The organism is Pseudomonas sp. 57B-090624 (assembly GCF_003234055.1).
Taxonomy (GTDB): domain Bacteria; phylum Pseudomonadota; class Gammaproteobacteria; order Pseudomonadales; family Pseudomonadaceae; genus Metapseudomonas; species Metapseudomonas tohonis.
The window spans coordinates 14,493-37,931 of sequence record NZ_QKRU01000024.1 but is presented as its reverse complement, the minus strand read 5'-3'; the positions used below and the strand labels follow the sequence as shown (position 1 = coordinate 37,931).

The window sequence follows — 23,439 nt, the reverse complement described above, 5'->3', positions numbered from 1 at the left end:
GGCTCAGGCCGGGTTGAACAGCGCGCTGAAGGCGCGCGCGCGGCGCTCGACTTCGGCGGGGCTGTCGGCCGCGAACAGGGCGTGGATCACGGCGACCAGGTCGGCACCACGGGCGATCAGCTCCGGGGCGTTGTCCTGGGTCACGCCGCCGATGGCCACCAGCGGCAGGTTGAAGCGGCGCCGTGCTTCCTCCAGCAGGTCGGGCGTGGCGGCAGGGGCGCCGGGCTTGGTCTGGGAGTTGAAGAAGCGGCCGAAGGCGATGTAGCTGGCGCCTTCGCCGCTGGCGGCTGCGGCGAGGTCGAGGCTGGCGTGGCAGGTGCCGCCGATGATGGCGTTGCGGCCGAGCAGGGCGCGGGCGGCGGCGAGGGAGCCGTCGGTCTGGCCCAGGTGCACGCCGACGCTCAGGCGTGCGGCCAGCTCGGCGTCGTCGTTGATGATCAACTGCGCGCCGTGGCGTGCGCAGAGTTCGCGCAGGGCTTCGGCCTCACGCAGGCGACGGGCTTCGTCGGCGGACTTGTCGCGGTATTGCAGCAGTCTCGCGCCGCCCTTGAGCGCCGCCTCGACGTAGGGCAGCAGGCGACCATCGGCGAGCAGGGCGCTGTCGGTGATGGCGTAGAGGCCGCGCAGTTTCATGAGCAGAAATCCAGGGGCAGGCGACGCGGCACGAACTGGCCGTGACCGGGTTGCTCGGCGTCACGCAGGGTGCGCCAGGTGTAGTCCAGGGCCGTTTCCACCGCACTGACCAGGTCCTGGCCCAGTGCCAGGCGACCGGCCAGGGTGCTGGCCAGGGTGCAGCCGGAGCCGTGGTAGCTGCCCGGCAGGCGCTGGCAGGTGAAGGTGTGCTGGGCGCCGTCGCGGGAGTAGAGGCGGTTGTGCACGTCGGTCTCGTCGCCGTGGCCGCCGGTGATCAGCAGGTGCTGGACGAACGGCAGCAGCTTCTCGGCGCACTGGTCGGCGCTGCCTTCGGGCAGCTCGGCGAGGATGCGCGCCTCCGGCAGGTTCGGGGTGGCCAGGGTGGCGACGGGCAGCAGGCGCTCGCGCATGGCGAAGCCGACCTCGTCCTTGCCCAGGGCACCGCCGCCGCCGGCACGCAGCACCGGGTCGCAGACCAGCGGTACGCCCGGCAGGGCCTGCATGATCTCCAGCACGGTCTCGACCATCTCCACCGAGCCGAGCATGCCCAGCTTGACGGCCGAGACGGGCAGGTCGGCGATCACGGCACGGGCCTGGGCCAGCACCCATTCGCGATCGAGCACGCGGAAGTCGGAGACGTTGACGGTGTCCTGAACGGTGAGGGCGGTCACGGCGGGAGCCGCGTGGCAACCTTGGGCGATCAGGGCTTCGATGTCCGCCTGGAGACCGGCGCCGCCACTGGGGTCGTGGCCGGAAAGACAGAGGACGATGGGGCGGGAGATGGGCTTTTTCATGGTGCGCGAGCTTATCACTTTTCCCGCTGCCGGAGCCCGCCCGGGCGCCGCGCATTGTCGGACAAATCGCCTCAGCGGCGACGTGCCCCGGCAGCGCCTGCCCAAGTGCCGTTCCGTCGGTCTCGTAGTTTGCCTGTAATAGCCGTTCTAGAGCGGCTCGTTCGATATGGCAGAGTGCCTCTTCGTCAGGCCTTTGGCTGTGCTAGAGTGAGCGAATTCGAACAATCAGGCCCCGCGTGGCGCGTCATCCCGGGAAGAAGGGACTTCCCGACGCGCGCGACAGGCCTTTGCGGGGCCTCATGCGGCGCGTCTTCCTTCTCTTTCTCCTCCTGTTTTCCACGTCCGTGCTGGCGGTCGAATTCGACGAGCACACCCGCCAGCTGCCTCTCGGCCGGCACATGGACGTGTTCGAGGACGTACGTGGCGACGCCAGCCTGGCCGATATCACCTCGCCCGCCCTGGAAGACAGCTTCCGTCGCCATGACAAGCCCGTGCTCAATGCCGGCTATTCGCGTTCGGTGTTCTGGCTGCGGGTCGACCTGGACTACCGGCCGCGCTCGCTGGGCGGCCAGCAGCCCTGGCTGCTGGAGCTGGCCTATCCGCCGCTGGACCACCTCGAGCTCTACCTGCCCGACGGCCAGGGCGGCTATCGCCTGGCCCAGCGCACCGGTGATGCGCTGCCCTTCGCCAGCCGCGAGATCAAGCAGAACAACTACCTGTTCAGCCTCAACCTGCAGCCCAACCAGCCCCAGCGCCTGTACCTGAGGCTGCAGAGCCAGGGCTCGATCCAGGCGCCGCTGGCCCTGTGGTCGCCGCAGGCCTACCTGGAGGAGCAGCCCGGGCGCATCTACGTCCTCGGCATCATCTATGGCGTGTTGCTGGTGATGCTGATCTACAACCTGTTCATCTTCCTCAGTGTCCGTGACACCAGCTACCTCTACTACATCCTCTACATCGCCTCGTTCGGGCTCTACCAGATCTCGGTGAACGGTGCCGGCATCGAGTTCTTCTGGCCCGACAGCCCCTGGTGGGCCAACGCCGCGACCCCCTTCCTGATCGGCTCGGCGGCGCTGTTCGGCTGCCAGTTCGCCCGCAGCTTCCTGCACACCGCCGAGCACAGCCCGTGGATGGACCGGACCCTGCTCGGCCTGATGGCCATGGGCGGCCTGGTGATGGTCCTGTCGCTGGCGGCCAGCTACGGCGTTGCCCTGCGCCTGGCCACCTCGCTGGCGCTGATCTTCACCGTGGTCATCTTCACCGCCGGTGTCCTCGCCTGGCTGCGCGGCATGCGCGTGGCGCGCTACTTCATCTTCGCCTGGACCACCTTCCTCATCGGTGGCGCCATCAACACCCTGATGGTGCTGGGCTACCTGCCCAACATCTTCCTCACCATGTACGCCAGCCAGATCGGCTCCGCGCTGGAGGTCGGGCTGCTGTCCCTGGCCCTGGCCGACCGCATCAACGCCATGAAGGAGGAGCGCACACGCATCCTCCAGGAAGCCGGGCGCAAGCTGGAGGCGCTCAACCAGGAACTGGCCAACAGCAACCGCCTCAAGGACGAATTCCTCGCCACCGTGACCCACGAGCTGCGCACCCCCATGAACGGCGTGATCGGTTCCCTGGAGCTGATGCAGACGGTCAGGCTCGATGTCGAGCTGGAGCAGTACCAGAAGACCGCGGCCAGCTCGGCGCGGGACATGATGCGCCTGGTCAACGACATCCTCGCCATGACCGAGCTCCAGGCCGGCAAGCTCTACCCCCGCCGCGAGACCTTCAGCCTGCGTGGCCTGTTCGACAGCCTGCGCGCCCAGTTCGCCCCGCGCGCCGAGGAGAAGGGCCTGAGCTTCACCCTGGAACTGGACGAGAGCCTCCCCGACATGCTCGAAGGCGATGCCGGCAAGCTCGCCCAGGCACTCGGCTACCTGCTGGACAACGCCATCAAGTTCACCCATCACGGCGGCGTGACATTGCGTGTGGCCCGCGAGAACGCCAGCGGCGACGACCTGGCGTTGCGCATCGAGGTGGAAGACACCGGCATCGGCTTCCAGACCCCCGCCGACGGCTCCCTCTACCGTCGCTTCCGCCAGATCGATGGCTCGATGACCCGCGAATATGGCGGCCTGGGCATCGGCCTGGCCCTTGCCCGGCAACTGGTCGAGCTGCTGGGGGGCGAGCTTTCCCATGAATCCGAGCCTGGCCAGGGCAGCCGCTTCCGCCTGGACGTGCAACTGACCCGCCCGGCCCAGCCGCCATTGCAGGTGGCCCCGCCACGTCGCGCTGCCGGCCAGGCCCAGCGCCGGCCCGAGCAATGCACCGTGCTGGTGGTGGAGGACAACGCCATCAACCAGTTGGTGACCCGCGGCATGCTGCTCAAGCTCGGCTACCGCGTGCGCACGGCGGACAACGGCGCCGAGGCGCTGGAGCTGCTGCGGCGCGAATCCGTGGACGGTGTGCTGATGGACTGCCAGATGCCCGTGATGGACGGCTTCGCCACCTGCCGGGCCCTGCGCGGCATGCCCACCTGCGCCGACCTGCCGGTGCTGGCGATCACCGCCCACAGCCACACCGGCGACCGCGAGCGCTGCCTCGCGGCAGGGATGAGCGACTACCTGGCCAAGCCGGTGAAGTTCGAAGAGCTGCGCACCCTGCTGCACGACTGGCTGCTCTGCCGTCCGGTGGAAACCAACGCCTGATGCCCACTCGACTGCGGCGTTTTTCCCCTTTTTCTCGGCGTTAATCCCGCTTCCGGCAAAAACTGAATCCTGATTCACTGGAAAGAGATGAATCAGGATTCAGACCATGTACCGAGTCACCGCCTCCCGTATCGACCGTGATCAGGAACTGCGCCGGCGCATTCTCGATTGCGCCCTGGCGCGCGTCGTCGAAGGCGGCTTCGCCGCCCTGACCATGCAGGCCCTTGCCGAGGACGCGGGGGTCGCCACCGGCAGCCTGTACCGGCATTTCCGCAACAAGGGCGAGCTGGCCGCCGAAGTCTTCTCCCTTGCCAGCCAGATCGAAGTGGACACCCTGGCCCAGCTGCTGCGGGGCCCCGGCACCGCCACCTGGCGCCTTGCCGAGGGCCTTCGCCAGTTCGCCGCCCGCGCCTGGAACAGCCGGCGCCTGGCCTTCGCCCTGATCGCCGAGCCGGTCGACCAGGAAGTGGACGAGCAGCGCCTGCTCTACCGCGAGTCCTACGCCGAACTCTTCATCGAGCTGCTGGAGGAGGGCCGTGCCAGCGGCGAGTTCGACCTCCTGTCCACTCCCCTAACCGCCGCCTGCCTGGTGGGCGCCATCGCCGAGGCCCTGGTCGGCCCGCTGTCACCGCCCGCCCGGGCCGCCCGCGAGCCCGGACAGTCCCAGGCCGACCTCGACCTGGTCAGCCGCAACCTCGTCTTCTTCTGCCTGCGCGCCGTGGGCGCCGCCACCCCTGCCTAGGAGAATCGCCATGAACCTGCACCCGTTCGCCGAAACCCATGAGGTGTTCAACCAGGTGCCGTCCCTCGACGGCGCCAACCTCTACCGCCTCGACCTGCCCCTGCAGGAGTGGACCCGCCGCTACGATGGCGGCTGGGCCGAGGCGCAACTCGATCGCTATGGCGCTGCCGCCGGCGGCGCGCTGATGGCGGCGGGTTTCCTCGCCAACGAGAACAAGCCGGTGTTCAAGAGCCACGACCGCTACGGCAACCGCATCGACCTGGTGGAGTTCCACCCCGCCTACCACGAGCTGATGGCCTCGGCCATCGCCGCCGGCATCCCCTCGTTGCCCTGGACCGGCCAGCGCCCTGGCGCCCAGGTGGCGCGCGCCGCCCTCAACTACCTGCACAACCAGCCCGAGGCCGGCAACGCCTGCCCGCTGACCATGACCTACGCCAGCGTTCCGGCCCTGAAGCTGCAGCCCGACATCGCCGAGAAATGGCTGCCGAAGATCCTTTCCACCCAGTACGACCCGCGCAACCTGCCCATGGAGCAGAAGAGCGGCGTCACCATCGGCATGGCCATGACCGAGAAGCAGGGCGGCACCGACGTGCGCGCCAACACCACCCGCGCCCACCCCGTCGGCATTCCCGGCCCGGGCCAGGCCTACGAGCTGGTCGGCCACAAGTGGTTCTGCTCGGCGCCCATGTGCGACGCCTTCCTCACCCTGGCCTACACCGACAAGGGGCTGTCCTGCTTCCTGCTGCCGCGCCACCGCCCGGACGGCACCCGCAACCAGTTCTACATCCAGCGCCTGAAGAACAAGCTAGGCAACTGGGCCAATGCCTCCAGCGAGGTGGAATACCGCGGAGCGCTGGCCTGGATGATCGGCGAGGAAGGGCGCGGCGTGCCCACCATCATCGAGATGGTCTCCCTGACCCGCTTCGACTGCATGATCGGCTCCAGCTCGCTGATGCGTCAGGCCCTCACCCAGGCCGCGCACCACTGCGCCCACCGCAAGGTCGGCGGCCGCGTGCTGGCCGAGCAGCCACTGATGCAGAACGTACTCGCCGACCTGGCCCTGGAAAGCGAAGCCGCGCTGGCCCTGACCATGCGCATGGGCCGCGCCCTGGACCACGCCCACGACGAGCAGGAAGACAAGTTCGCCCGCCTGGTCACCGCCGTGGGCAAGTACTGGATCTGCAAGCGTGCCCCCGCAATGATCAACGAAGCCCAGGAATGCATGGGCGGCGCGGGCTATGTCGAGGAAACCATCCTCCCGCGCCTCTACCGCGAGGCGCCGGTGAACTCCATCTGGGAAGGCTCCGGCAACGTCCAGTGCCTGGACGTGCTGCGCGCCCTGTCCAAGGAGCCCGGCGTGCTCGACGCCCTGTTCACCGAACTGGGCGACGGCCACGGCGACGCCCGCCTGGCCGCCCACATCGGCAACCTCAAGGCTGCCTTCCATGACACTGCCGACATCCAGTACTGCGCCCGCCAGCTCACCGAAGACGTCGCCGTGGGCCTGCAGGCCAAGCTGCTGCTGGAAGCCGGCAACGCCACCGTCTCCGACGCCTTCATCGCCAGCCGCCTCGGCCACGGCGGCCGCGTCTACGGCACCCTGCCGCGCGGCGTGGATGTCGAGGCGCTGGTGGCGCGCAGCACGCCGCACCTGGTGTAACGCTCGGCGTGTGGCGTCGCAGGTCGGGTGAAGCCCGGCGATCTTTCTGATCAGCGGTTCAACGCCGCTGCCAGATCATCTTCCCGCCCGTGCCCTCGGTGATCAGGTAGGGGGCGCTGAAGCGGTAGCGGGCGGCGGGCTGGAAGTCGGCGGCGCCTTGCTGGCGCACCAGCAGCACGCCGTTGTCGCTGCGCCATTGGCCGCTGTACTGGAGTTCGCCGGGGCTGTCGTAGCTCCAGTCGCCGCCACCGCCGGTGGAGCGGGCCCATTGCGCCACGCTGCCGTCGGCGCCCAGGCGCAGGGTCATCACGGTGTTGAAGGACGCGAAGCCGCTACCGCCGCCGCTGTTGATGATCTTCTCGTGCACCCAGTTGCCCACCAGGGCCGGGTCGAGGTCGCCGGCGCTCGCTTGTGCCTGGTTATTCGCCTGGCTGGCGCGGCGGAACAGCGCCTCCCGCTCCAGCACCTGGCCGCTGCGTGGGTCGCGGGCGGCGATGCGGGTGGCGAGCTGGGCGTCGGCGTAGCGGGCGGCGAGGGTGGCGACCACCTGGCCGGATTGCGGCACGCTGATTTCCGCCCGCAGCACCTGGCCGTCGAAGCTGCCTGCAAGGTCCAGTTGCAGGCTGCCGTTCTCCACGTACAGCCCTTGCACCGCCTGGCCGTCCTGGCGCAGCACCAGTTCGGTGGGCTGGCCGTCGAGGTTGGCCTGGTAGCGGCCATCCAGTTCGCCGGCCGCCAGGGCGGTGCAATACAGGGCGGGCAGCAGCAGGGCGATAGAAGGGCGCATGGCGGTGACTCGTCGGGTGGGTGGCTCAAGCCTAGTTGCAGGGCCGCGTCGGTGCCACGGGAGGGCAATCGTCGTGCAATGCGTAGAAGGCTCTATGCCGCGGGCCCGGACACCGGCAAGATAGAACCTGTTCGCACAGACAGGATGCCGATCGTGACCCAGGATTCCGCCGAGTTTCTCATCGCCAGTACCGCCGAAGAGGCCGTCGACCGTCTGGCCGAACTGCATGGCCGCGCCACCTCCGCGCTGAGCCAGGCCCTCAAGCTCTACCTCAAGGAGCGGGTCGAGCCGGACGCCAGCCAGCGCGCGCAGTTCCGCTACCCGGAGCTGCGCATCACCTACCGCTGCCAGGGCGAGGTGCCCTCCACCGTCCGTGCCTACGCCAAGATGCAGGTGCCGGGCACCTACAGCGTCACCGTCACCCACCCCGCGGCCTTCCGCAAATACCTGCTGGAGCAGCTGCGCCCGCTGATGAGCGACTTCACCGTGCAGGTGGAAGTGGGCGTGAGCCAGCAGAACATCCCCTACCCCTATGTGGTGGAGCAGGGCGATGAGCTGGCCGGCACCGACGTGACCGCCGCTGCCCTGGCGCGGGTGTTCCCCAGCACCGACCTGTCCGCCGCCACCGACGGCGTCGCCGACGGGCTCTACGATTGGGAGCAGGCCGACCCGCTGCCCCTGGCGCTGTTCGACGCCGCGCGGGTGGATTTCTCCCTGCGCCGCCTGGTGCACTACACCGGCAGCGACTGGCGCCATGTGCAGCCCTGGATCCTCCTGACCAACTACCACCGCTACGTCGACCAGTTCATCCAGCACGGGGTGACCCAGCTGCGCGAGGACCCGCGCTTCGTGCGCATGGTGCTGCCCGGCAACGTGCTGGTGGAGCGGGACATGAACGAGGAGACCATGCAGGCGGTGATCGACAGCGTGGTCTGGCACCGCTACCAGATGCCGGCCTACCACCTGATCGCCGCCGACGGCCACGGCGTGACCCTGGTGAACATCGGCGTCGGCCCCTCCAACGCCAAGAACATCACCGACCACCTGGCGGTGCTGCGTCCGCACTGCTGGCTGATGATCGGCCACTGCGGCGGGTTGCGGCAGTCGCAGACCATCGGCGACTACGTGCTGGCCCATGCCTACATGCGCCGCGACGGCATCCTCGACCGGGTGCTGCCGCCGCACATCCCTCTGCCGGCCCTGGCCGAGGTGCAGCAGGCGCTGCAGGACGCTGCGGCGCTGGTCACCGGCGAGCGCGGCGAAGACCTCAAGCGGCGCCTGCGCACCGGCACCGTGCTCACCTACGACGACCGCAACTGGGAACTGCGCTGGGCCCAGGAGCGCCCGCTGATCAACCTCTCGCGCGCGGTGGCGGTGGACATGGAAAGCGGCACCATCGCCGCCCAGGGCTATCGCCTGCGGGTGCCCTACGGGACGCTGCTGTGCGTCTCCGACAAGCCCCTGCACAGCGAGATCAAGCTGCCGGGCTCGGCCAGCGCCTTCTACCAGCGTGCCGTCAGCCAGCACCTGCGCATCGGCATCGCCGCGCTGGACCTGCTGCGCAACCAGCTCAACTCGCTGCACTCGCGCAAGCTGCGCAGCTTCGACGAGCCGCCGTTCCGTTGATGGGGTGTGGATAACGACAAGGGCCGCATGATGCGGCCCTTTTCTTTCATGGGCGCAGGGCGACCGGTCCCAGCCGTTCGGTACAGGTCGCGGGATGCCTTGGTGGCCGGACTCGATTCCGCTTGGTGGAGATAAGAAGCGACCTCCACCCTACGCAGCGGTCACCTCCGTGAGTGGGCCCGCTTTTGCAGGGGCGGACTTCAGTCGCCAAGCGGCGCGCAGCACCGCCGCCCCCGTGGGAGCGAATTGATTCGCGATGGGCTTCACTCCGCACCTGCCGGCGTCATCACCGGCACCAGCCATTGGTAGCCCGGCTTCGGCACGCGGAAGTTGTCGGCCTCGACGTTCCAGTCCGCCAGCGCCTTGGCCAGGTCCTTGGGCGGGGTGTACTGGCCTTCATCGGTGAGGTTGAAGGTGCCGAAGTGGATGGCCAGGCTGTTGCGCGAATCCAGCTGCTTGTGGGCCTGCACGGCATCGTCCGGGTTCATGTGGTTGTCGCGCATGAACCAGCGTGGCGCATAGGCGCCGATGGGCAGGGCGGCGAAGCGCATGGGCCCGAAGCGCTCGCGGATCAGGCGGAACTCCGGCCCCAGCCCGGTATCGCCGGGGAACAGCAGCGGGCCGTCCGGAGAAGTCACCACGAAGCCCATCCACAGGGTCCGGTTGGTGTCGCTGCGGGTGCGTGCCGACCAGTGCTGCACCGGTACCGAATGCAGGGTGAGCGCGTCGTTCAGCGGCAGTTCCTGCCACCAGTCCAGTTCCACCACGCGGGCGAAGCCGGTCTCGCGGATCAGCGGGCCGTTGCCCAGCCCGGTGGCGACGGTGGCCAGGGGGAAGCGCTCGGCCAGGCCGCGCAGGCTTTCCAGGTCCAGGTGATCGTAGTGGTTGTGGCTGACCAGGATCAGGTCGATGGGCGGCAGCTGGTCGAGGCTCAGCCCCGGCTGCTGGTGGCGGCGCGGGCCGATGAAGCTGAAGGGGCTGACGCGTTGCGACCACACCGGGTCGGTGACGATGTTGAGCCCGCGGTGCTGGATCAGCACGGTGGCGTGGTTGATGTAGGTGACCCGCAGTTCGTCGCCCTGCACCCGCTCGACCACCTCGGGCGTCTCGGCGATGGGTTCTTCCACCCAGGGCGCCTGTTTCTCGCGGTTGAACTGCCACTTCAGCACCGCCCACAGGTCCTTGTGCGGCTTGGGCTCGATGTTGTGGAAGCGCTGGCCATCGAAGTGGTCCGTGGCCGGCCCCTGGTAGGGTGCGCCCGCGCAGCCGGCCAGGGTCATCAGGCTGATCAGCCAGGTGGGGCGTAACGCACGGGGCATGGCGGTCCTCGCTCTTGCGGTAGGGGGGCGCTCAACCTAGCATGCGCTTCCGATACCCTGTCCACTGCCGCTCGTAACCAGCCATGTCGTCCCGCCCGCCGCGCTCTCCTCGCCCTTCCTCCCGTCGCCCCCAGCCCGCTGCTCCCCGTCGCGTGGCCAAGGCGCCGCCGGCCGAGCCGCGCCTGGTGCTGTTCAACAAGCCGTTCGATGTGCTCACCCAGTTCAGCGATGGGGAAGGGCGCGCCACCCTCAAGGACTTCATCGACATCCCTGGCATCTACCCCGCCGGGCGCCTGGACCGCGACAGCGAGGGCCTGCTGCTGCTGACCAACGACGGCCGCCTGCAGGCGCGCATCGCCGACCCCAGGCACAAGCTGGCCAAGACCTACTGGGTGCAGGTGGAAGGGGAACCGAGCGAAGAGCAGCTGCGGCGCCTGCGCGACGGCGTCGAGCTCAACGACGGCCCGACCCTGCCGGCCGAGGCGCGCCTGCTGGAGCCGCCGCACTTGTGGGAACGCGACCCGCCGGTGCGCTTTCGCAAGAGCGTGCCCACCGCCTGGCTGGAGCTGGTGATCCGCGAGGGGCGCAACCGCCAGGTGCGGCGCATGACGGCGGCCGTCGGCTTGCCGACCCTGCGCCTGGTGCGCGTGCGCATCGGCCCCTTCGCCCTGGATGGGCTGGGGCTCGGGCAATGGAAGGAAGTGCCGGCGCGTCTGGACTGAGCGCCGGCGGCTGGATCAGGGGCTGATCAGTAGAAGGACTTGATCACTTCGATGCCCTTGTTCAGCACCTCGCGCCAGGCGCTGCGTACCTCGTTGCTGTGTTCCTTGTCGTGCTCGGCGATGGTCAGCAGCAACGACTCCACCCACAGGTCGTACATCTCGGGGCGGATGTCGAAGCCCTCGCGGGAGTGCGTGGCGCCGAGGGCGCGCAGCTTGGTGTCGGGCATGCCGCGCGCGAACATCACCAGGTTGAGGATGCCCTGGCGCAGCAGCGCCTTCTGTGCCGGCATGTCGGTCTCGGTGAACTTGGCGCGGATCTGCGGCGAGCTGTCGAGGAAGCGCCGGTAGAAGGCATCGAAGAAGTCGGGGTTGGCACAGCAGCGTCCATAGCTCTGCATGACGCGATCGGTGGCGTTCATGTTGTCTCCAGGCAGGAAAAACGAAGCCGCCCGCGCAGGCGACCTTGCCGGCACGGGAGGCGCGGGTGAGGTTTTTACATGCCTTCGAGGCCGCCGATCACCAGGGACTTGATGACGAAGCCGAGTACACCGAGACCCAGGGCGAGAAACAGGATGAAGGTGCCGAAGCGGCCGGCCTTGGACTTCTTGGCGAGGTCCCAGACGATGAACGCCATGAACAGCACGAGGCCGGCGATCATTGCGGTCATCATCCACTCTTCGAATTTCTCGGGGCTCATTCTCAACCTCTAGCAGCGAAACGAATCAGGCCTGGCGCGAGAGGGCGCCGGGCAGTGATGCCGTGAGGGCGGGGGCTGCGGTTGTTGTTCTGCGAGCCTGAGGCTCTTTATTGGCGAAACCACGCGGGGCACAGCAAAGGCGCGGCGATTATACGCCGCGCCCCGGGCCTCGCCACTACCACCTCCGTATTAGCCGCGCAGATGGGTCAGCGGCAGTTCCGTGGTGCTCAGCACCTGGTTGAGCACGAAGCTCGAACGCACGCTGGTGACGCCTTCGATGCGGGTCAGCTGACCCAGCAGGAACTGCTGGTAGTGGTCCATGTCCGGCACCACCACCTTGAGCTGGTAGTCCGCCTCCATGCCGGTGACCAGGCAGCACTCCAGCACCTCCGGGCACTGGCCGATCACCGACTGGAAATGTTCGAAGCGCTCGGGGGTATGGCGATCCATGCCGATCAGCACGTAGGCGGTCAGGCTCAGGCCCAGCTTCTTGCGATCGAGCAGCGCCACCTGGCGCACGATGTAGCCGTCGTCTTCCAACTGCTTCACCCGCCGCGAACAGGGCGAAGGCGACAGGCCGATGCGCTCGGCCAGTTCCTGGTTGGAGATGCGCGCATCGCGCTGCAGCTCGGCGAGGATCTTCAGGTCGTAGCGGTCGAGTCTTTCCATCTTTTCACCTGGATTCCGTTTGGATTGCCAGGAATGATGCTTGATTAGTTAAAAATTGCGCAAGCGGCAATCTGAAGAGCAATCTTTGCAATCATCTGTCGTGCCTGTCGACTTAAGATTGTTTCCAGTTTCACGGCCCGGACAGCATGTCCAACCGACCCGCCCAATCAGGCGCGTCGGCGCCGCCGAACCCACCGGTTCGAGCAGGCACCCGGGTCCGCGCTGCCCAATCAGGCAGGCGATGAAAGCGGCGACACGATTGCCAGCACCGGACAGATTCCCCGAAGGGGGGCCCGAAATAGGGGCCCCCCTTTTTTATTGCCCGTAAGAAATTGTGATGCCCGTAGGATGGGTAGAGCTCGGCGAAACCCATCAAGACCGCGCGCGGAACACCATGGATGCTTGTGAGAGGCCTCAGACGAGGCCGGCCAGGCGCAGCAGCCACCAGGCCAGCACGGCCAGCTGCACGAAGAAGCCGGCGAAGCGCAGCCAGACGAACAGTGCGCTGGTACTGATCAGGTGCACCAGGCTCTGGACGATGCGCGCGCCCAGCAGCACCAGGGCCAGCGGGTCGGTGATGGCGGTTTGCGCGGTGGCCAGGGCGAACAGCAGTACCGCCGCCTGCATCGGCAGGTTCTCCAGGCAATTGGCATGGGCACGGACCAGGCGCTGGCCGAGAGCCCCGGGCATGTTGCTGCCGTCGGGCGCGAAGGCGTTGACCTTCATGCGCCCGGCCATCACCAGCAGGCCGCGCTGGTTCACCAGCAGGAAGACCAGCAGCAGGCTCCAGGCGACGAGCCCGAGCAGGGCGATGGCAGTGGGGGATTGCGACATGGACAGGCTCCTCGAATTGTTGTTGTGGGATGGCGTGCGGCGATTCTAGAGCAATTGCTCTATTTCGCGAAGCCAACCGACAAGGAGGGGAGGAACCTCAGTGGCGCGCTGCCTGGACGACCTCGACGGGGTCGGCGTGGACCAGCACCTCGGCCCGTGGGTAGGCCTCGATGATCGCCTGTTCCACACGCACGCAGAGGGCGTGGGCCTGGGACAGCGGCAACGCGCCGGGCAACTCCAGGTGCAACTGCACGTACCAGTGGCTGCCGGAGATGCGGGTGCGCAGGTCGTGGGCACCCAGCACCCCGGGCACGGCACAGGCGAGCTGGTGCATGTGCTCGCCCACCTGCGGCGACACTTCCTGGTCCATCAGCACCGCCACCGACTCGCGGGCGATGCTGACGGCGCTCCACAGGATGTAGAGGGCGATGCCCAGGCCGAAGAAGCCGTCCACGCGTTCCCAACCCTGGCTGGCCAGCGCCAGGGCCACGAGGATGCTGCCGTTGAGCAGCAGGTCGGAGCGGTAGTGCAGCGAATCGGCGCGCACCGCCGTGGAGTGGGTGACCTTCACCACATGGTTCTGCAGCGCCAGCAGGGCCAGGGTCAGCGCCAGCGACAGGACCATCACCGCGATCCCCAGCCCCTGGGCACCCAGTGGGTGTGGCTGGCGCAGGTGCTCGACGGCCTGCACCCCCACCAGCACGGCGCTGGCGCCGATGAACATGGCTTGCGCCAGCCCGGCGAGGGACTCCGCCTTGCCGTGGCCGAAGCGATGGTCATCGTCCGCCGGCTTCAGCGCGAAGCGCACCGCCAGCAGGTTGAGCAGGGACGCGGCGCTGTCCAGCAGCGAGTCGGTGAGCCCCGCCAGCAGGCTGACCGAGCCGCTCAGCCACCAGGCCACGGCCTTGGCCAGCACCAGCGTGAGGGCGACGGACAGTGATGCGTTGGTGGCCAGCCGCAGCAGGCGCGCATGGCGTTCCGAAGTGCTCACGGGCGACTCGGCTGGTAGTAGATGAAGTCCAGTGCCGGGCTTTCCAGGCCCATCGCGGTCATCGCCGCGGTCACCTGGCCCCGGTGGTGGGTGCCATGGTTCACCAGGTGGGTGAGGATCTCGCCATGGGGGCGGCGGAAGGCGTCGCCGCGCATGTTCTGGTACTCCAGCGGGGCGGCCAGGGCGTTGTCGTCCTGCCCGGCCAGCCAGGCGCGCCACAGGCCGATGCCCTCGGCCAGCACGGCGGCCAGGGCGGCACGGTCGGGGGCCGCCTCGGCGTCCAGCTTCTCGAAGGGGCGGGGCAGGTGCAGGACCCGCGAGAACCAGATGCGATCCACCACCGCCAGGTGGTTCAGGGTGCCGTGGATGGAACCGAAGTAGAGGCCGCGATCGCCCCGGTAGCGGGTCTCGTCGAGCGAGGCGAGGCTCGCCAGCAATTGCCGGTAGGCCCAGCCGTGGTAGGCCAGGAGCCTGTCGAAATGGCTGGCGAGCGCGCTCATCAGGCGGCGGGCTTCAGGCCGTAGGCGGCCAGTTGTTCGGCGCTGCCGCTGTGCTGGATCAGGCGCGGGTCGTCCAGCGGCAGGTTGCGGCCGGTTTCACGCTCGATGATCGCCTTCAGGCGGGCGTTGTCGACCTTGCCGTCGGCGTCGATCGCGTCCTTGAGCAGTGCCGGGTCGACCTGGGCGGTCTCGTTGTCCGGCAGGTAGATGGCCCCGGTGGCGAAGTCGATGCCGAAGGCGATCAGGCCGGGGATCACGTAGAAGAGGATGCCGACGGCGTTGAGCGCGGCCACCACGGGGTCGATCTTGCCTTCGATCTGGCCGCGACGGTCGGGGAAGAACAGCGTGCCGCAAGCGGTCAGCTGGGTGAGCAGGGCGGCGGCGACGGCGCCACCGATCAAACGGGAAGACATGCGCATATGCGGCTCCAGGCGGGAAAATGGCGTCACTATACCAAGGCGTTCATTGCAAAACGCACGGCAGTGTTGAGACCACACGAAAGGGCCGGCAGTTCGCCGCTATAATCGCCACCCCGCGTTGGAGCCACCATGAATCCGCTACCCATCGATGCCGTCCTGCCCGCGCTGCGCGAAGCCCTCGCGCGGCGCCATGAAGCGGTGCTCGAAGCGCCCCCCGGCGCCGGCAAGACCACCCGCGTACCCCTGGCGCTGCTGGGCGAGCCCTGGCTCGCCGGGCAGACCATCCTCATGCTCGAACCCCGCCGCCTGGCCGCCCGCGCCGCAGCCGAACGGCTGGCCGCAGAGCTGGGCGAGAAGGTCGGCGACACCGTGGGCTATCGCATCCGCCTGGAGTCGAAGGTCGGCCCGCGCACGCGCATCGAGGTGGTGACCGAGGGCATCCTCGCCCGCCGCCTGCAGGACGACCCGGCGCTGGACGGCGTCGGCCTGGTGATCTTCGACGAATTCCACGAGCGCAGCCTGGATGCCGACCTGGCCCTGGCACTGACCCTCAACGGTCGCGCGCTTATGCGTGACGAGCCGCCGCTGAAGGTGTTGCTGATGTCCGCCACGCTGGAGGGCGAGCGCCTTTCCAGCCTGCTCGACGAGGCACCGGTGGTGCGCAGCGAAGGGCGCATGTTCCCTGTGGATATCCACTGGGGGCGGCCTCACCAGAGCGGCGAGTACATCGAGCCACGGGTGCTGCAGGCGGTGCTCCAGGCCCTTGCCGAACAGCCCGGCAGCCTGCTCGTGTTCCTCCCCGGGCAGGCCGAGATCCGTCGCGTCGCCGAACAGCTTGGCGAGCAGTTGCAGGGGCGCGACGACGTCCTGCTCTGCCCGCTGCATGGTGAGCTCGACCTCGCCGCCCAGCGCGCCGCCATCGAGCCCGCGCCGGTCGGCAAGCGCAAGGTGGTGCTGGCCACCAACATCGCCGAGACCAGCCTGACCATCGACGGCGTGCGCGTGGTGGTGGATGCGGGGCTCGAGCGCGTACCCCGTTTCGACCCCGCCAGCGGCATGACCCGCCTCGACACCCAGCGCATCTCCCGGGCCTCCGCCACCCAGCGCGCCGGCCGCGCCGGGCGCCTGGAGGCCGGCGTCTGCTATCGCCTGTGGTCCGAGGCGCAGCACCAGCAGCTCGCCGCCCACGGCAGCGCCGAGATCCTCCAGGCCGACCTCGCCGGCCTGGCCCTGCAGCTGGCGCGCTGGGGCGTGGAGCCTGGCGAGCTGGCCTGGCTCGACCCGCCGCCCGCCGCCGCCCATGCCCAGGCGCGCGACCTGCTGCGTCGCCTGGGGGCCCTCGCCCCCCGTGGCGACGGCGGCCTGGCGCTCACCGCCCATGGTCAGGCCATGGCCGAGCTGCCGGCGCACCCGCGCATCGCCCACCTGCTGCTGCGCGGGCAGGCGCTCGGGCTCGGAGTCCTGGCTTGCGACCTTGCCGCGTTGCTCGGCGAGCGCGACATCCTCCGTGGCGGCGGCGCCGACCTGCACGGCCGCATCGCCCTGCTTAGCGGCGAGGCCGGCGCCGCCCGTGGCGCCAGGGGCGGAGTGCAACGGGCCCGCCAGCTGGCCCGGCAGTTCCGTTCCTACCTGCGCGGCGGCGCCACCGAAGCGGTGGCCGACCCGGATCACCCGCGCTGGCTCGGCTGCCTGCTGGCCTTTGCCTACCCCGACCGCATCGCCCAGCAGCGCCGCCCCGGTGGCGCCGAATACCGCCTGGCCAACGGCCGCGCGGCGCTGTTCGCCGAGCCCGATGCATTGATGAAGGAGCCCTGGCTGGTGATCGCCGACCTGGGCAGCCGCCAGGGCCAGCGCGAGGAGCGCATCTACCTGGCCGCCGACCTCGACCCGACGCTGTTCGACGGCCCCCTCGCCGAACAGCTCAGCGTGCTGGAGCTGCTGGACTGGGACGAACGCGAAGGCGTGCTGCGGGCCGAGCGCCAGCGGCGCATCGGCGAGCTGGTGCTGGACCGCGAGCCCCTGGCCAGCCTGGACGAAGACGCCCGCCCCCGCGCACTGGTCGCCCTGGTGCGGCGCAAGGGCCTGCAATTGCTGAACTGGACGCCTGAGCTGCGCCAGTGGCAGGCCCGCGTGGCGCTGCTGCGGCGCCTCGACCTGGCGCGACAGGGCAGCAGCAACTGGCCGGACCTGTCCGACGCCGCGCTGCTCGACTCCCTGGAAGACTGGCTCGCGCCCTGGCTGGGCAAGGTCAGCCGCCTCAGCCATTTCTCCGCCCTGGACCTGCCGGGCATCCTCGCCGGCCTGCTGCCCTGGCCGCTGCCCCAGCGCCTCGACGAACTGGCGCCGCGCGCGATCACCGTGCCGTCGGGGTCGGCCATCCGCCTCGACTACGGCGAAGACACGCCCGTGCTGGCGGTACGCCTGCAGGAACTCTTCGGCCTGGCCGACACGCCGCGCATCGCCGAGGGCCGCCAGGTGGTCAAGCTGCACCTGCTGTCCCCCGCGCGCCGCCCGGTGCAGGTGACCCAGGACCTGGCCAGCTTCTGGGCCAATACCTATGTCGAGGTGAAGAAGGACCTCAAGGGCCGTTACCCGAAGCACTACTGGCCGGACGACCCGCTGATCGCCGAGCCCACCGCCCGGGCCAAGCCGCGTCGCTGAGCGCCGGGCTCACCAACTGATCAGGAACATCGCCTTGGCGAGGAAGATCACGCCGAGCATGTGCAGCAGCACGCTGATGTGGATGCGCCGCGAGCGCTGCGGCGTCATCCGCCCGCTGCGCATCAGCACCACCACCAGCAGGAAGTGCCCGAGGATGCTCAGCGCCAGGATGATCTTCAGCATCAGCAAGGTGCCGAAGCTGCTGGCCAGCGGCGCGTGCAGCGCCGCGCGGTAGTGCCAGGCCAGCCCCAGCCCGGCGCCGAACAGCGCCAGTACCACCCAGTGCATCACCCGGCGCGCCCGTTGGCCCAGTGCCCTGGAAAGCCGCTCGCGTGGCTCGGCCTCCAGCACCGGGGTGGCGCGGCTGAGGATCATCACCTCGAAGAACACCCCGCCGATGAAGAAGGCGGCGGCGGTCAGGTGGATGAACTTGAGCAGCAGGAAATGCATGGCGGGCTCCAGGGCGGCGGATGGCGAGGGGCACGAGGCCCGTCGCCGATCATGCCGCGTACCGCCAAGCGTGCCCTGACCTGGGTCAGCTGTGGGGGAGGCGGGGTGGCCAATGAATTGGCTCTGTCTGCGTTAAGTGTTGCTAGAAGAACCGAGCCCAGCTGGTTGCCAGGTTTTGCTGATATTTCTGGTTTCGCCCCCCGGGCGAGTCCCTTTTAACAATCGTCGGAATGCCGAACCACTTGAAAGGAACCAAAAGCGCTCGCCCCTGCATACGGGTCTGGCTTCGCCAGACTTCCCTCGCTCCTGAAAGGGGCATTTAGCGGCTGCTTCAACTTCTGCGCCAGAATCGTCAGAGATGTACGCATCACCACCGGGTGAACGCAGCGGCGGGCGGCTTTCGTAGGATGGTGTAGAGCGAAGCGAAACCCATGCGGCGGAGGTGGCACGAACCCTTTGGCGCCCGGAAAGAGCCGTGCTTGAGCGCCTGCATTGAAACCACAACAGCTAACGCAGACAGAGCCAATGAATTCCACGGCAGAGGGGCGGCGCTGCGCGCCGCTTGGCGACTGAAGTCGCCCTTACAGGGCTTGCAGCGTGCCGCCCGGTTTCAATGCACCGGCGGCAGCAGGAAGCGTGCGATCAGGGGCAGGTGGTCGGAGATGCGCAGGGTATCGAGCTGGCGCACGCGTGCGTCGATGCGGGTCAGGCGGGGGCTGTGGAAAACATAGTCGACGGTGCGATCCGGCCCCGACACCCGTGGGTCGTTGGGAAACTGGGTGAACCAGCGCGCGCGCTCGGCGCCGTCGGTTTCCTCGGCGGCGGGCACCCTCGGGTAGGTCGCCAGCGCATCCAGCGCGCTGTCGCGGGCGAAGCGGCTGCGCTGCACGGCGTCCAGGCGCAGGTACTGGCCGGGCGGCAACTGGTTGAAGTCGCCGCCCAGCACCCAGGGCGTGCGGTCGCGTTCCAGCTCGTCGAGCAGGCTGCGGGTCATCGCCAGCTGGCGCTGCGCGGTGTCCTGGCCGGGCGTCCAGGGATCGAGGTGGGTGTTGATCGCCGCCAGGCGGCCGCCGTCGCGCACCGGCAGGTAGCTCACCAGCAGCGCCGGCTTGCGTTCGAAGGGGCGGTGCAGCAGGTCACCCGCCGCCAGGGGCAGTTGCAGGCGCTCGGCACTGTCGATGCGCACGCGGCTGAGGGTGCCCAGCTTCATGCCGACGCTGCCGAGGATGTGCGTTTGCGGCACGAAGGCGGCCTTCCAGTAGAAGGCCTGGGTGCTGCACGGGTACACATCGGCGAGACGCTCGCGCAGCAGCGCCAGCTGGTCCTGGTAGTCGGTGGCGCGAGCGCCTTCGTCCAGCTCCTGGAGGAACACCAGGTCCGGCTGCTCGTCGCGCAGCACACGCACCACCTCGTCGAGGCTGTAGGCGATGTCCGCCGGCGTCGGGCGTTCGTCCGGGCCTTCGCGGTCGGGCAGGTCGTAGTAGAAGACGTAGCGCTTGCCGGCCAGGTACTGCACGTTCCAGGTCATCACCTTCAGCGCCTGGCCGGGTTGCAGCAGGGGCGCCTCGGCGACGCAGGCCACGGGCGCCTCCTCGCGCGGGGCGGGGTGCCAGGTCAGGCTGTAGACCAGCGCGACCAGGGCGACGGCGACGATCAGCAGGCAGAGCAGGAGGCGGCGCAGTAGAAGGGGCATCGGCTGGAACGGTGCGTGGCTGGGTCAGGGAATGGGCGAGCATACCTGAGCGCGCGGCCCGGCCCAAACGCGTGCGCAAGCGAGGCGGCTGGATGCCGCCGGCGACGCTATTCTTGTTCTGTCGCGACGGATCGCAATGCGGGGCGGGCACCCTGGTTTGCGCATCCTTCGGGTTGCCCTAACATGCCCGGCACCCAGATCGGCAAGGGTCTTGCAGGATCAACCCCTCAGTCCCGACTTCCAGGAGCAGGCATGCATCGCCAGTCGTTAGCGAGTCCCGCCGCATCGCCGGGCCGTGGCCGTGCCGGCGCGTTGCTGTGCGGGCTTCTGTGGCTGCTGCTCGGCATCACCTGCGCCAGCGCCGAGGAGCGGCCGCCGCTGCGGGTGATGACCGACTACTGGCCGCCGTTCCGCATGGAAGGCGAGGGGGGGGCGCTGCACGGGCTGGACATCGACCTGCTGAACGAGATCGCACGGCGCACGGGCCTGCGTTTCGACGTGCAACGGGCGCCCTGGGCGCGCGGGCTGGCCGCACTGCAGAGCGGCTCGGCGGACCTGATGACCGGCCTTGCGCGCACCCCCGAACGCGAGCGCTACATCGACTACCTGGCCACTCCCTACTACGCCTGCGCGCCACGGCTGTACGGCACCCCGGAACTGGCCAGGCGCATCACCCGCTACGAGCAGTTGCGCGGGCCCACCATCGGCTACGTGCTGGAGTCGGCCTACTTCCAGCCCTTCGATTCCGATGCCGGCCTGCACAAGTCCGGGGTCAGCAACGAGCAGCAACTGCTGGAAATGCTCCTGCGCGGGCGCCTGCAACTGGTGATCGGCACCGATTGCCAGGTGGATTACGAGCTGCGCGATCCGCGCCTGGCCGGACGCATCGTCAGGACCGGCTACCAGCCCGATACCCGCACCGAGCTGTACATCGGCTTCACCCACCGGCACGCGCTGGCCGAGGAGAAGGACAGGATCGCCACCGCCCTGCAGCAGATGCTCGACGAGGGCTGGGTGGCCGAGGCCGCCAAGCGCTACCAGCCTGCCACTCAGTGAGCGTGGGGTTCGACCACCAGTTCGTAGTCCAGGCTGGTGTCCCAGAACGCCGCCTCGATCTTGTGCCCGTCCGGGTCCCGCACGAAGCAGCCGAAGTAGGGCGCGCCATAATCCGCGCGGGGCCCCGGTTCGCCATCGGAACTGCCGCCACTGGCCAGGGCCGCCTGGTAGAAGGCCTGCACCGCGTCCTTGTCCGCCGCGAAGAAACCGACGTGGGTGCCGTTGCCGGTGCTGGCGGGCCTGCCGTCGATGGGTTCCTGCACCCAGAACTCCGGGTACAGGCGGCCATAGGCCACGGCGCCGGGGTGCTCCATGATGCGCCGGCAACCCAGGGTTGCCAGGACCTTGTCATAGAAGGCCACGGCCCGTTCGAAGTGGTTGGTGCCGAGCGAGATGTGGGACAGGATGCTGGGGTTTTCGGCCATGGAATGGATCTCCCTGTGCGATGGCCCCGACAAGACTAGCCGGCTTTCAGCGCTCCGCTGCAGGCTCCCCGAGCAGGCTGAACAGGCGGAAGATCAGCACGCAGGTGAACAGTTGCAGGAAGCCGTCCAGGCAGTCGACGAAGACGCTGGCGACGCTGTCCGGGCGCTCGCCCAGTTCGCCATAGGCCCACCACTCGAAGGCCCACACCGGCCCCATCGCCAGCAGGATGCAGCAGAGGATGGTGAGGAAATGGCCATCGCTCATGCGGAAGCTCTCCTTCATCGCGTCCATCGGCGACAGGCCGTCCAGTACCAGCAGGTACTCGGCGAACACCAGCCGGCTCATGATCCACAGCCCCGGCAGGATCAGCAGCGAAGCCCCGAGCATGATCAGCAGCGTGCTGAAGGCCGCGAGCACCGCGAAGGACGGCCAGCGCAGCAACGCCAGGCTCCAGATCTGCTTCTTCTTCAGGTTGACGCGGCTGCTGCGGCTGTCGAGGAAGACGATCAGCGCGCCGGTATAGAGGGGGTAGAACACCAGGCGGATGAGCAGGTCGGAAGCCGACGACGAGGCCTCGCCCAGCCAGGCCGAGGCCACCTGCAGGGCCAGTGCCTCGAGCAGGATCACCGGCAGGCAGAGCGAGGCGATCGGGCCGAAGTGGCGGCTGAAGAAATACCAGGAGTCGCGCAGCAGGAGCAGGGGATTCATTGACGGCGCCATAGGAATGCAGGGCTGTGAAGCAACTCTAGTCGATGCCGCGTGCCCTCTCCAAGGCGCCGCCGGGCGACAATCACGACGCCAGCCCGGCCAGCAGGGCCTCGCTCTCCAGCACCTCGGCGTATTCGCCGGCGAGGTTGGCCATGGCCATGTCGTGCACCTCCTCGGCGCTGCGCGGGCGGCCCGACCAGTCGGCCTTGGCGAAGGTGTAGCAGGCGTCGGCCACCACGGTGGTGACGAAGCCCAGGTTGCTGGCGCTGCGCGCGGTGGCTTCCACCGAGTTCTCGCTGGCGACCCCTGTGATCACCACGCGGCGGATGCCGCGCACGTGCAGCCAGCGCTCCAGGGCACTGTGGGTGAAGGCGTCGGTGACGTTCTTCTCCAGCACCTGCTCGCCCGGCCCGGGTGCCAGCGCCGGCTGGAACAGCGCGCCGTCCTGCCCCGGGGCGAACACCGAGCCCGGCTCGCGGGACATGTGGCGCACATGCACCAGCGGCCAGCCGCGCTGGCGCCAGTGGGCGAGCAGGGCGGCGATGCGCCCTTCGGCCTGGGGGTTGTTACGCGGCGTGGTGACGCGGGCGATGCCCTGCTGCATATCGATGATGATCAGGGCGGGAGGCGAATGGAGAGGGTCGTTCAGCGGCATTTCGGGTGTCCTTTCCTCGAGGCTGGCATACTGTGCGCCGACTCTAGCAGACCTTCGAAAAACTACCTGCGTTGCCATCGCTGCGTTGGGAACCGGCTCAAAAATGCTCATCTACAGCGTGTAGACTCCGCTTTTTTCGCCTGTTCCTGCCTTGCGCTGGCGGCCTCGCCTACGTTTTTTCGCAGCCTGAAACCCACGCCCGCCACCCGAGGAAAACCGGTGAAGAAGATCGCAGTGTTCGCCGATGTCCAGAACCTCTACTACACGGTGCGCCAGGCCTATGGTTGTCACTTCAACTACACCGCGCTGTGGAAGGACATCGCCGCCCGTGGCGAGATCGTCGAAGCCTATGCCTACGCCATCGACCGGGGCGACGCCCGCCAGCAGCAGTTCCAGCAGATCCTGCGCAACCTCGGCTTCACCGTGAAGCTCAAGCCCTTCATCCAGCGTGCCGACGGCTCGGCCAAGGGCGACTGGGACGTGGGCATCACCATCGACATCCTCGACGCCGCCGCGCGGGTGGACGAGATCGTCCTGGCCTCCGGCGATGGCGACTTCGACCTGCTGCTCGACCGCGTCCGCGACCGTGGCGTCGAAGCCGTCGCCTATGGCGTGCCGGGCCTCACCGCTCAATCGCTGGTGCGTGCCGCCAGCCGCTATGTGCCCATCGAGGGCGGCCTGCTGCTCAAGTGACAGCCCGCCGC

The 23,439-nt window shown here is 68.6% G+C and carries 24 protein-coding genes; 8 read left to right on the top strand and 16 right to left on the bottom strand.

Annotation, left to right across the window (positions count from 1 at the left end):
* Nucleotides 1-3: 3 nt before the first annotated feature.
* Together thiE and DMX10_RS13235 are read right to left on the bottom strand one after the other, a co-directional pair.
* A complete protein-coding gene (thiE, locus tag DMX10_RS13240) occupies nucleotides 4-633 on the bottom strand; it encodes a thiamine phosphate synthase (protein ID WP_111261492.1) in 630 nt (209 codons plus the stop codon).
* Nucleotides 630-1,427 (bottom strand): hydroxymethylpyrimidine/phosphomethylpyrimidine kinase, encoded by a 798-nt coding sequence (locus tag DMX10_RS13235; protein WP_111261491.1) that lies wholly within the window; start codon nucleotides 1,425-1,427, stop codon nucleotides 630-632. Before DMX10_RS13235 ends, thiE begins: the two co-directional genes overlap by 4 nt.
* A 299-nt stretch (nucleotides 1,428-1,726) precedes the next feature.
* Here DMX10_RS13235 and DMX10_RS13230 point away from each other — a divergent pair, with 299 nt between their 5' ends.
* The 3 genes from DMX10_RS13230 (at nucleotide 1,727) to DMX10_RS13220 (ending at nucleotide 6,522) form a co-directional block, all read left to right on the top strand.
* Complete coding sequence (locus DMX10_RS13230; RefSeq protein WP_111261535.1) at nucleotides 1,727-4,120, top strand: hybrid sensor histidine kinase/response regulator; 2,394 nt, start codon at nucleotides 1,727-1,729, stop codon at nucleotides 4,118-4,120.
* Nucleotides 4,121-4,226: 106 nt separating this feature from the next.
* The gene (locus tag DMX10_RS13225; protein ID WP_111261490.1) at nucleotides 4,227-4,862 is read left to right on the top strand and encodes a TetR/AcrR family transcriptional regulator; all 636 of its coding nucleotides are present in this window, start codon (nucleotides 4,227-4,229) and stop codon (nucleotides 4,860-4,862) included.
* Between the two features lie 10 nt (nucleotides 4,863-4,872).
* Nucleotides 4,873-6,522 (top strand): acyl-CoA dehydrogenase family protein, encoded by a 1,650-nt coding sequence (locus DMX10_RS13220; protein WP_111261489.1) that lies wholly within the window; start codon nucleotides 4,873-4,875, stop codon nucleotides 6,520-6,522.
* A gap of 58 nt (nucleotides 6,523-6,580) precedes the next feature.
* Here the strand turns inward: DMX10_RS13220 and DMX10_RS13215 are convergent, their stop codons facing one another.
* Nucleotides 6,581-7,309 (bottom strand): hypothetical protein, encoded by a 729-nt coding sequence (locus DMX10_RS13215; protein WP_111261488.1) that lies wholly within the window; start codon nucleotides 7,307-7,309, stop codon nucleotides 6,581-6,583.
* A 144-nt stretch (nucleotides 7,310-7,453) separates the two neighbouring features.
* On the opposite strand from DMX10_RS13215, the gene amn reads away from it, so the two are divergent.
* On the top strand, nucleotides 7,454-8,935 hold the full coding sequence (amn, locus tag DMX10_RS13210; RefSeq protein ID WP_111261487.1) for an AMP nucleosidase: 1,482 nt from the start codon (nucleotides 7,454-7,456) through the stop codon (nucleotides 8,933-8,935).
* Between the two features lie 263 nt (nucleotides 8,936-9,198).
* Here the strand turns inward: amn and DMX10_RS13205 are convergent, their stop codons facing one another.
* Nucleotides 9,199-10,254, bottom strand: a complete 1,056-nt coding sequence (locus tag DMX10_RS13205; RefSeq protein WP_111261486.1) for an MBL fold metallo-hydrolase — start codon at nucleotides 10,252-10,254, stop codon at nucleotides 9,199-9,201.
* Nucleotides 10,255-10,406: 152 nt separating this feature from the next.
* Between DMX10_RS13205 and DMX10_RS13200 the strand changes: the two genes are divergently transcribed.
* The gene (locus DMX10_RS13200; RefSeq protein ID WP_178082951.1) at nucleotides 10,407-10,976 is read left to right on the top strand and encodes a pseudouridine synthase; all 570 of its coding nucleotides are present in this window, start codon (nucleotides 10,407-10,409) and stop codon (nucleotides 10,974-10,976) included.
* A 26-nt stretch (nucleotides 10,977-11,002) separates the two neighbouring features.
* Here the strand turns inward: DMX10_RS13200 and DMX10_RS13195 are convergent, their stop codons facing one another.
* From DMX10_RS13195 to DMX10_RS13165, 7 genes are all read right to left on the bottom strand, one after another.
* The gene (locus DMX10_RS13195) at nucleotides 11,003-11,395 is read right to left on the bottom strand and encodes a globin (RefSeq protein ID WP_111261484.1); all 393 of its coding nucleotides are present in this window, start codon (nucleotides 11,393-11,395) and stop codon (nucleotides 11,003-11,005) included.
* A 74-nt stretch (nucleotides 11,396-11,469) separates the two neighbouring features.
* Entirely contained in the window at nucleotides 11,470-11,673 is a 204-nt protein-coding gene (locus DMX10_RS13190) for a DUF2788 domain-containing protein (RefSeq protein ID WP_021221994.1), read from the bottom strand.
* Nucleotides 11,674-11,862: 189 nt separating this feature from the next.
* The gene (locus DMX10_RS13185; protein ID WP_111261483.1) at nucleotides 11,863-12,342 is read right to left on the bottom strand and encodes an Lrp/AsnC family transcriptional regulator; all 480 of its coding nucleotides are present in this window, start codon (nucleotides 12,340-12,342) and stop codon (nucleotides 11,863-11,865) included.
* 414 nt (nucleotides 12,343-12,756) lie between these two features.
* Nucleotides 12,757-13,176, bottom strand: coding sequence for an MAPEG family protein (locus DMX10_RS13180; protein ID WP_111261482.1), 420 nt, complete (start codon nucleotides 13,174-13,176; stop codon nucleotides 12,757-12,759).
* Between the two features lie 97 nt (nucleotides 13,177-13,273).
* On the bottom strand, nucleotides 13,274-14,167 hold the full coding sequence (locus DMX10_RS13175; RefSeq protein WP_111261481.1) for a cation diffusion facilitator family transporter: 894 nt from the start codon (nucleotides 14,165-14,167) through the stop codon (nucleotides 13,274-13,276).
* Entirely contained in the window at nucleotides 14,164-14,667 is a 504-nt protein-coding gene (locus DMX10_RS13170; protein ID WP_111261480.1) for a DinB family protein, read from the bottom strand. The genes DMX10_RS13175 and DMX10_RS13170 overlap by 4 nt, the downstream gene beginning before the upstream one ends.
* Nucleotides 14,667-15,086, bottom strand: a complete 420-nt coding sequence (locus DMX10_RS13165; protein WP_111261479.1) for a polyribonucleotide nucleotidyltransferase — start codon at nucleotides 15,084-15,086, stop codon at nucleotides 14,667-14,669. Before DMX10_RS13165 ends, DMX10_RS13170 begins: the two co-directional genes overlap by 1 nt.
* Before the next feature lie 129 nt (nucleotides 15,087-15,215).
* Here DMX10_RS13165 and hrpB point away from each other — a divergent pair, with 129 nt between their 5' ends.
* Complete coding sequence (gene hrpB / locus DMX10_RS13160) at nucleotides 15,216-17,747, top strand: ATP-dependent helicase HrpB (RefSeq protein WP_111261478.1); 2,532 nt, start codon at nucleotides 15,216-15,218, stop codon at nucleotides 17,745-17,747.
* Between the two features lie 9 nt (nucleotides 17,748-17,756).
* Here the strand turns inward: hrpB and DMX10_RS13155 are convergent, their stop codons facing one another.
* Together DMX10_RS13155 and DMX10_RS13150 are read right to left on the bottom strand one after the other, a co-directional pair.
* Nucleotides 17,757-18,197 (bottom strand): CopD family copper resistance protein, encoded by a 441-nt coding sequence (locus tag DMX10_RS13155; protein WP_111261477.1) that lies wholly within the window; start codon nucleotides 18,195-18,197, stop codon nucleotides 17,757-17,759.
* 610 nt (nucleotides 18,198-18,807) lie between these two features.
* Nucleotides 18,808-19,890 carry an endonuclease/exonuclease/phosphatase family protein gene (locus DMX10_RS13150; protein WP_111261476.1) on the bottom strand — a complete coding sequence of 361 codons (1,083 nt, stop codon included), beginning with the start codon at nucleotides 19,888-19,890 and terminating at the stop codon, nucleotides 18,808-18,810.
* 252 nt (nucleotides 19,891-20,142) lie between these two features.
* Here DMX10_RS13150 and DMX10_RS13145 point away from each other — a divergent pair, with 252 nt between their 5' ends.
* Entirely contained in the window at nucleotides 20,143-20,946 is an 804-nt protein-coding gene (locus tag DMX10_RS13145) for an ABC transporter substrate-binding protein (RefSeq protein WP_111261475.1), read from the top strand.
* Here the strand turns inward: DMX10_RS13145 and DMX10_RS13140 are convergent.
* The 3 genes from DMX10_RS13140 to DMX10_RS13130 all read right to left on the bottom strand — a co-directional run bounded on the left by DMX10_RS13140 (nucleotide 20,940) and on the right by DMX10_RS13130 (nucleotide 22,735).
* A complete protein-coding gene (locus DMX10_RS13140; protein WP_111261474.1) occupies nucleotides 20,940-21,371 on the bottom strand; it encodes a VOC family protein in 432 nt (143 codons plus the stop codon). The two genes, DMX10_RS13145 and DMX10_RS13140, sit on opposite strands and share 7 nt — an antisense overlap.
* A gap of 46 nt (nucleotides 21,372-21,417) precedes the next feature.
* On the bottom strand, nucleotides 21,418-22,080 hold the full coding sequence (locus DMX10_RS13135; protein WP_111261473.1) for a hypothetical protein: 663 nt from the start codon (nucleotides 22,078-22,080) through the stop codon (nucleotides 21,418-21,420).
* An 82-nt stretch (nucleotides 22,081-22,162) separates the two neighbouring features.
* Complete coding sequence (locus DMX10_RS13130) at nucleotides 22,163-22,735, bottom strand: cysteine hydrolase family protein (RefSeq protein WP_111261472.1); 573 nt, start codon at nucleotides 22,733-22,735, stop codon at nucleotides 22,163-22,165.
* Nucleotides 22,736-22,954: 219 nt separating this feature from the next.
* On the opposite strand from DMX10_RS13130, the gene DMX10_RS13125 reads away from it, so the two are divergent.
* Nucleotides 22,955-23,428 (top strand): NYN domain-containing protein, encoded by a 474-nt coding sequence (locus tag DMX10_RS13125; RefSeq protein WP_111261471.1) that lies wholly within the window; start codon nucleotides 22,955-22,957, stop codon nucleotides 23,426-23,428.
* Nucleotides 23,429-23,439 lie beyond the last annotated feature (11 nt).